Source organism: Cellulomonas algicola (assembly GCF_003851725.1).
Taxonomy (GTDB): domain Bacteria; phylum Actinomycetota; class Actinomycetes; order Actinomycetales; family Cellulomonadaceae; genus Cellulomonas; species Cellulomonas algicola.
This window is the reverse complement of the sequence record NZ_BHYL01000371.1, coordinates 1-5,329: the sequence shown is the minus strand read 5'-3', so window position 1 is coordinate 5,329 and position 5,329 is coordinate 1. Positions and strand designations below refer to the sequence as shown.

The 5,329-nt window shown below is 75.7% G+C and carries 7 protein-coding genes; 3 read left to right on the top strand and 4 right to left on the bottom strand.

Features of this window, described 5'->3' with window-relative positions; translation table 11 throughout:
* From CTKZ_RS19280 to CTKZ_RS19270, 3 genes are all read left to right on the top strand, one after another.
* On the top strand, positions 1-508 hold a 508-nt coding region (locus CTKZ_RS19280), incomplete at its 5' end, for a dienelactone hydrolase family protein (protein ID WP_124344435.1).
* A gap of 192 nt (positions 509-700) precedes the next feature.
* The gene (locus CTKZ_RS19275; RefSeq protein ID WP_124344434.1) at positions 701-1,402 is read left to right on the top strand and encodes a hypothetical protein; all 702 of its coding nucleotides are present in this window, start codon (positions 701-703) and stop codon (positions 1,400-1,402) included.
* 74 nt (positions 1,403-1,476) lie between these two features.
* Entirely contained in the window at positions 1,477-2,052 is a 576-nt protein-coding gene (locus CTKZ_RS19270) for a type 1 glutamine amidotransferase domain-containing protein (RefSeq protein ID WP_124344433.1), read from the top strand.
* Between the two features lie 25 nt (positions 2,053-2,077).
* Here CTKZ_RS19270 and CTKZ_RS19265 read toward each other — a convergent pair whose 3' ends face one another.
* From CTKZ_RS19265 to CTKZ_RS19250, 4 genes are all read right to left on the bottom strand, one after another.
* Positions 2,078-2,914 (bottom strand): TspO-related membrane protein, encoded by an 837-nt coding sequence (locus CTKZ_RS19265; RefSeq protein ID WP_124344432.1) that lies wholly within the window; start codon positions 2,912-2,914, stop codon positions 2,078-2,080.
* A gap of 126 nt (positions 2,915-3,040) precedes the next feature.
* Positions 3,041-3,457, bottom strand: a complete 417-nt coding sequence (locus CTKZ_RS19260; protein ID WP_124344431.1) for a hypothetical protein — start codon at positions 3,455-3,457, stop codon at positions 3,041-3,043.
* Positions 3,458-3,536: 79 nt separating this feature from the next.
* The gene (locus CTKZ_RS19255) at positions 3,537-4,520 is read right to left on the bottom strand and encodes a hypothetical protein (protein WP_124344430.1); all 984 of its coding nucleotides are present in this window, start codon (positions 4,518-4,520) and stop codon (positions 3,537-3,539) included.
* Positions 4,521-4,674: 154 nt separating this feature from the next.
* Positions 4,675-5,329 (bottom strand): helix-turn-helix transcriptional regulator (locus CTKZ_RS19250; RefSeq protein ID WP_148090522.1); only part of this gene is annotated, 655 nt, incomplete at its 5' end.

Here is a 5,329-nt window from a genome sequence, read left to right as displayed (position 1 = left end):
GCGCGCGGCCGGGCACACGGTGCACGTGCCCGACCTGTACGACGGGCGGACCTTCGACGACCTGGAGTCCGGCATCGGGTACGCCGAGCAGACGGGCTTCCAGACGGTCGTCGACCGGGGCGTCGCAGCGGTGCGTGGGCTGCCCGACCGGCTCGTCGTCCTCGGGATCTCGCTGGGCGTCATGTCGGCGCAGACCGTCGCGCAGAGCCGCCCGGGGGTGGTCGGTGCGGTGCTCGTCGGGTCGTGCGTGCCGCCCGAGGCGCTCGGGTCCGCGTGGCCGGACCGCGTCGCGGTGCAGGTGCACGGCATGGACGCCGACCCGGTCTTCGTGGGCGAGGGCGACGTCGAGGCGGCGCGCGAGCTCGTCGACGCGGTCCCCGACGGCGAGCTGTTCCTGTACCCGGGCGACCAGCACCTGTTCGTCGACGCGAGCCTGCCCGCCTACGACGAGGACGCCGCCGCGCTGCTCCGCGAGCGTGTGCTGGCGTTCCTCGAGCGCGTGGGCTGACCGCGACGCGTGCACCGCTGGGCCGACCGCGGAGTGCCGCTCGCGGGCGGCGGGCGACGCGCTGCTCCGGACGGGTGACGTGCGGCCTCGCGGCGGGTGACCGTCGTCGTCGCAGGTCATCCCACCGGGCGCGCGTGCCGATGACGTCCGAGCCTGGTGCGGCGACCGTCCGCACGGGTGAGGGGGCGCGACGTGCTGGCAGCGGTGGACTGCTCCGCCTACGGGGCGTGCACGCCGTCGCCCGCCTACGCGGCGGGATACGCGACGGCCTACCTCGTCGTCTACGGGCTCGTCACCGTCGTGTCGGTGTGGGTGGCCGTACGGGTCGCGCGCAAGGCGGGGTACAGCCCGTGGCTCGGCATCCTCGGCGTGCTCCCGCTCGTCAGCCTCGTCGCGATCCTCGTGTTCGCGTTCAAGGAGTGGCCCGTCGAGGCCGAGCTGCGCGACCTGCGCGGGCGGCTCGCGATGGCCCAGGCGACCGCCGCCGCCGGCCGAGCGGGCACGCCGGGCGTGAGCCGCTTCGGCACCCCGCCGCCGCCGTCCGGGACCGGGTTCGGGGGTGGTCAGCCGGTGACCGTGGGCGCGGCTCCCGGGTACGGCGCCCCGGCGTACGGTGCGGCGCCCGGCTACGCGCCGCCGCCGCCGGTCGACCCGACCTCCGTGTACGGCGGTCAGCCGGGGTACGCGACGCAGCCGTCGTTCACGGCTCCGCCCGCCGCGCCCAGCCGGTTCGGCACGCCCCCGCCTCCCGAGGCGCCGAGCAGGTTCGGCACGCCCTCGCCGCCGCAGGCCCCCGGACGGTTCGGCACGCCGCCGCCCCCGGGTGCCGCGCAGCAGCCGCACCCGTGGCAGCCGCCGCAGCAGCAGCCCCCGGAGCAGCCCCAGCGGTGGTGACCGGCGCGGGCCGCGCCTACGGTGACGGGGCGCGCTGAAGCCGACGGCGCTCCCGCCACCGCGAGGAGGCAGACGTGTCCGAGAGCACCCTCACCGGTCGCCGGGTCCTGGCGATCGTCACGAACTACGGCGTCGAGCAGGACGAGCTCGTCGTCCCCGTCGACCACCTGAGCGACCAGGGCGTCGACGTCACGGTCGCCGCGCAGTCGTCGGACCCCGTGCAGACGCTCGTCGGCGACAAGGACCCGGGCCGCACCGTCACGCCCGACACGACGTTCGCGGACGTCGACGCGGGTGACTACGACCTGCTGCTCGTCCCGGGCGGCACGATCAACGCGGACAACCTGCGGCTCGACGAGCAGGCCGTGGGCCTCGTGCGGGCGTTCGCCGCGTCGGGCCGCCCGATCGCTGCGATCTGCCACGGACCGTGGGCGCTCGTCGAGGCCGGGGTGCTCGGCGGCGTGACGCTCACTTCGTACCCGTCACTGCGCACCGACGTCCGCAACGCGGGCGGCGAGTGGCGCGACGAGGAGGTCGTGACGGACGACGCGGGCGGGTTCGCGCTCGTGACGTCGCGCAACCCCGACGACCTGCCGGCGTTCCTGCCCGCGGTCGACAAGGTGCTGTCGGCGCAGGTCGCGCGCAGCTGACCCACGTCCCGCCGCGCGCGCGGCGTCAGCGCGCGGACCGGCGCGCGAGCAGCGTCGTGACGACCGGGGCGGCGATCGCGACGACGGACGCAGCGGCCGCCGCCCCGGCCACGACCGGGTCCTCGGGCGACCCGGAGGTGCGGCCGACGGCGATCCACGCCAGCCCCCAGGCCATCGCGAACCCGATCGCGACGGCGATCACGGGCCGTGTCCGGGCGAAGACGGCGTACGCGACCGCGAGCGCGGAGGCGAGGGTCAGCACGACGACCGACCACGCGGTCGCGCCGAGGCCGAGCCCGCCGACGTCGAGCACGACGAGCGTCGCCGCGATGTTCGCGAGCGTCGCGACGCTGACCCACCCGAGGTAGAGACCGATCGTGCCGTCGGTGACGACCGCCTGCGCCGCGCTGTCCGGGGGCGTGCGGACCAGGCGCACGAGCAGGACCGCGAGGACCGCGAGGAGCGTCGCGATGACCACGACGGACCCGACGACCCAGCCCTGCTGGACGACGCCGATCCAGGCGGCGTTGAGGACCATCGACGCGAGTACCCACCACCCCGTCGCCCGGAGACGCGGCCGCGCGGCGTTCCGGGGGAGCGCCTGGTAGACGGCGTAGGCGAGCAGCCCGAGGTAGATGACGGACCAGATCCGGAACGCCGGCGTGTCGGGTGCGAGCGGCGTGGCGTCGGCGGACAGCGCGCCGCCCGCCGCGTCCTCGACCTGCTGCCCGCCGAACGCGCCCGACCCGAAGGCCGCGCCGGCCATCGCGAGGAGCGCGCCGACGACGACCACGACCTGCCGGACGCGGTCGGACGACGTGGGTGCGAGCGGTGCGGACCGGGGCACGGTGACGGACGACATGCCCCCACCCTGCCGACGTGCAGCCGGTCCGGCATCCCGGGCCGGTGCGCGGTCGGTGTCGGAGGGCGCCGGACCGGCGCTGCGCGGGCGGTCACCGACCGGTGGGACGTCCTGGGCTGTCGTGCGCTACCAGCGGCGCGGGAGCTCGACCTGGCCGGTGAGGCTGAGGTGGGGTCGGGGGGTCGACTCGAGCTCGGGGATCCCGACGGCCTCGGCCACGGTCGCGTCGAGGGGCAGGACGACGGGGCGGACCTCGACGACCCGGCGCCACGCCCACCACACGAGCAGCCCGAAGAGGATCGACGTGACGCCGAGGAGGAAGAACACGAACGCGGCGGACTTGCGCAGCTCCTCGGAGTCGCTCGTGGCCCGCACGACCATGTCGCCGACGAGCAGTGCCTGGTGCCCGCACACCGCCACGGTGACGAGCCACGCGGTCCGGCGACGCTTCCGGTGCTCCTCGCGGTCGGCGGTCAGGCGCGCGGCGATCGCGGGCGTGCGCACCCAGTGGTGCGCCGCGAGCGGCTTCGACGCCTCGTCCACGGGTCCTCCTCGACGGCGACGCTAGCGAGCAAGGACGGGCGGGTGAACGCTCCCGTCGGAGCGTTCACCCGCCTGCGCGTCAGCTGCGGTCGATCAGGTCCCGCCAGGCCTCGTAGTGCTGCACGGCGATCCCGCGGAACCAGGTCTGGCCGGCCAGGGCGACGGCGACCTCGTGCGCCTCGCGCTCGAGCGCCTGCGCGCCGTCGTCGTAGAACGTGAACTCGGCGCCGCCGGCGACGGCGGGGGTGTCGGTCTCGAGGCCGATCGTGTACGGGATCGCGGCGGCCTCGGCCGCGGCGACCGCGGGGGCGGACTTCGCGAGGATGCCCGTGTCGCCCTCGGCGTGGTCGATGAACGTCACGATGCCGACGCGGTCGACGCGCTCGAGGACGTCGTCGAAGAGCGTCCCGGTGCCGTCGGGGCTCGCGACCGTCGTGAGCCACCAGGGTGCGTCGACGGCGAGGTCGACGCCCGCGGGCATCGCGGCGCGGACGACGTCGAGCATGTGCAGCCACTGCGCGCTCGCGGCCTGCGTGTCCGCCTGCCACGCGGGCAGCGTCCACGGCTCGACGTCGAGCTGCACGTGCGTGACCGGGCGGTCGTGCGTCGCGGCGGTCATCCACTGCACGGCGAGCGCGGGGTTGTCGAGCCAGGGTGCGTCGCCGCCGAGCACGCCCGCGTCGACGCCCGCGGCGTCGAGCGCGACGAGCGTGTCGGTCATCCAGGTGGCGACCGGGCCCTCGTCGGAGGCCCAGGGCGCGGAGACGTGGATCGTCTCCAGCCCGTGCTCCTGCGCGAACGCGACGACGCCGCCGGGTGTGGCGAACGCGTAGCCGGTGCCGCGACCGTCCTGCGCGGGGTCGACGGAGTTGTCCCAGAGCCACATCGCGGTGATCGCGGACACGGACGTCACCTCCTCGACGTCAGCCTGCCCGGTCGTGGTCGTGGGTGCACCGCCGGTGCTGTCGGCGGCGGACGCGACGGCGGGGGCGAGGACGCCGAGGATCGCGGAGGTCGCGACGACGGCGCCGGCGGTCAGGGTGCGGCGGGTGAGGGCTCTCATGGTGGTCCCATCGGTTTCGGGCGCGCGGATGTGCGCGGAAGAAAGGGGTGTCTGACTAGTGTCACTCATCCGGGTGACATGCGGCAGTCCTTGGGCCCTGGTCATGGACGTACGTCCAGTTCACCGCGCCGCCAGATCGCCGGACCGGCGACGCTCAGCCGGCCGCGTCGAGCAGGCGTCGCCCCAGCGCGCGCGTCGTCTCCCGCAGCTCGGGGCAGCCGACCACGCGATAGGGCGCGGGCGTCCGGACGAGCTGCTCGGCGTACCACCAGGGGTTGCTCGTGCTCCCCACCAGACGCGTCGTCCGCTCGTCGACCGCCGTGAGCCGCCCGAGCGCGGGGGACACCCAGCGTGCGACGTCGTCGAGCGGTGCGTCGATCTCGACCTCTGTCGCGTACTCCCACCCCGTCGCGAGGTTCTCCTCGAGCAGCGCGACCGGGTCCAGGTCCGCGGGCGGCGTGAACACCTCGTCCAGCACGGTCGCGGCGCGCACGCGGTCGACGCGGTACGCGCGCACCTCGTCGCGGGCCGTCCGGCACAGCAGGTACCAGCGGCTGTGCCGCACGACGACGGACCACGGCTCGACGTCGGCGTCCCACTCGGTGCCGCTGCCCGACCGGTACGTGAGGCGGATCCGTCGGTGCTCGGCGCAGCCCTGCACGAGGACCGCGGTCGTCGTCGGGTCGGGGCGCGCGGCGGACCGGTCGGGCGCGGGGGCGGTGGTCCGGCGCACGACCTCCGCCTGCGCGGCGACGCCCGCCGGCAGCGCGCGCACGAGCTTGCCGAGCGCCGCGCCGACGGGGCCCGCC